Annotated in this window: 3 protein-coding genes; 1 reads left to right on the forward strand and 2 read right to left on the reverse strand. The window is 70.1% G+C overall.

Translation table 11 applies throughout. The features are described from left to right. Positions 1 to 48 precede the first annotated feature (48 nt). Both ACXJMZ_RS37175 and ACXJMZ_RS37180 read right to left on the reverse strand, forming a co-directional pair. Positions 49 to 462 (reverse strand): VOC family protein, encoded by a 414-nt coding sequence (locus ACXJMZ_RS37175; RefSeq protein WP_457034412.1) that lies wholly within the window; start codon positions 460 to 462, stop codon positions 49 to 51. A gap of 10 nt (positions 463 to 472) precedes the next feature. Then, entirely contained in the window at positions 473 to 892 is a 420-nt protein-coding gene (locus ACXJMZ_RS37180) for a helix-turn-helix transcriptional regulator (protein WP_457034413.1), read from the reverse strand. Between the two features lie 341 nt (positions 893 to 1,233). Between ACXJMZ_RS37180 and ACXJMZ_RS37185 the strand changes: the two genes are divergently transcribed. Then, complete coding sequence (locus ACXJMZ_RS37185; RefSeq protein ID WP_457034414.1) at positions 1,234 to 1,740, forward strand: SsgA family sporulation/cell division regulator; 507 nt, start codon at positions 1,234 to 1,236, stop codon at positions 1,738 to 1,740.

Consider the following 1,740-nt stretch of genomic DNA (forward strand, 5'->3'; position numbering starts at 1 on the left):
CTGATGGGTCTTCAGGGGAGCTGATGGGTCTTCAGGGGAGTGCGGCCACTACGCGCGAGGCTGGCTGAAACGCAGCATGTTCCCGGCGGGGTCGCGGAAGGCGCAGTCGCGGACGCCGTACGGCTGGTCGATCGGCTCCTGCAGCACCTCGCCGCCGGCGGCGCGGATCCGTTCGAAGGTGGCGTCGCAGTCCTCGGTCGAGAAGATCACCCCGCGCAGCAGGCCCTTCGCCAGCAGCTGGGCCATGGCCTCCTTGTCGGCGGCGGGGGCGTTCGGGTCGGCGAGGGGCGGCTCGAGCACGATGTCCACACCGGGCTGCGACGGTGCCCCGACGGTCACCCAGCGCATCCCCTCGAACCCGACGTCGTTGCGCACCTCCAAGCCGAGCACATCCCGGTAGAACGGGATCGCCTTCTCGTGGTCGTCGACGGCGATGAAGCACTGTGAAAGCTTGATGTCCATGCGTTTCACGCTACGGGCGGGCCGTGGGTTTTGCTTCTCCATTCCTGACCGGTCGGGTGTGGATCTTGGCGACGCAGGCCGGTACGGCGGCGCCCTCGTCATGGCTGCGGGCCCGGTAGGCGCTCGGGCTCTCGCCGACCAGTTCGGTGAACCGTGAGCTGAACGACCCGAGCGAGGTACAGCCGACCTCGAAGCAGACCTCCGTCACCGACAGGTCACCCCGCCGCAGCAGCGCCTTGGCCCGCTCGATCCGGCGCGTCATCAGGTAGCTGTACGGCGTCTCGCCGAAGGCCGCGCGGAAGCTGCGGGAGAAGTGGCCCGGCGACATCAGGGCGGTGCGCGCCAGAGCCGGAACGTCGAGCGGCTCCGCGTAGTCGCGGTCCACCTGGTCACGGGCCCGGCGCAGCCGGGCGAGGTCCTCCAGCGTCATGCCACCACCATCCCACAGCGCTGGATCACGTCGGGCGGGTACGGGCACAGCGTCGGCCCGGCCGGCAGACCGACACCACGGCTGAGGGGGAGGAGGGTTACTCCGGATCGACTGGGTCGTTCTTCCGGTGTGCGTACTGTTACCGAGGCCAGCGACACGGCCGTTGATGAAACGTTTCTCCGCCAAGTTCCCATCTTTGCTCACCTCGCCGAGCTCTGGGAGGCCCGTGGGCGGACGGTCCCCGGCCGGAGAGATCCGGAGTGGGAACGGCTCACCCGACCACCCCGGAGCTTCCGGCCGGAATCCGGCGCGGTGGGGAACCACGTTTCCCCGATGGGGTGGTGACGGTGCGTCGTCTGTCCAGGGTGCCCGTGCAGGGCCACGGCGCTCCGACCGTGGTCGCACCGCTCGACCTACAGCTCGTGGTGGCCCCCGGCTCGGCCGTCCCGGTGGCCGCCTGTCTGAGATACGAGGTGCGGGACCCGTACGCGGTGTTCCTGGACATCCACGTCGGGCTGGACCAGCCGATCGTCTGGACCTTCGCCCGGGAGCTGTTGGCGACCGGCCTGCGGGAGTGGGCGGGAGTCGGTGACGTGTCGGTCCACCCGGGGCCGGGTGGCGGGCAGAGTGTCTACGTCTCGCTCCGCGGTGAGAGCGGTGGGGCCGTGCTGCGAGCCCGGAGCAGCGACGTCGGGGGCTTCCTGTGGCGGACCGAGCGGCTCGTCCCGATCGGGTCGGAACGGGACCGTTTCGACCTTGATCTGCTGCTGTGCCGGCTGCTGAGGCACCCCGATCCGAGCCGGGCGGAGAGCTGTGGTTGCCGCTCGCGCCGGAGCACCGCCGGATAG

Source organism: Kitasatospora sp. P5_F3, from assembly GCF_054049135.1.

What these genes read in the sequence shown, in the direction of transcription:
- ACXJMZ_RS37180 (WP_457034413.1), bottom strand. Translation starts at nt 892, where the DNA reads ATGACGCTGGAGGACCTCGCCCGGCTGCGCCGGGCCCGTGACCAGGTG.
- ACXJMZ_RS37175 (WP_457034412.1), bottom strand. Translation starts at nt 462, where the DNA reads ATGGACATCAAGCTTTCACAGTGCTTCATCGCCGTCGACGACCACGAG.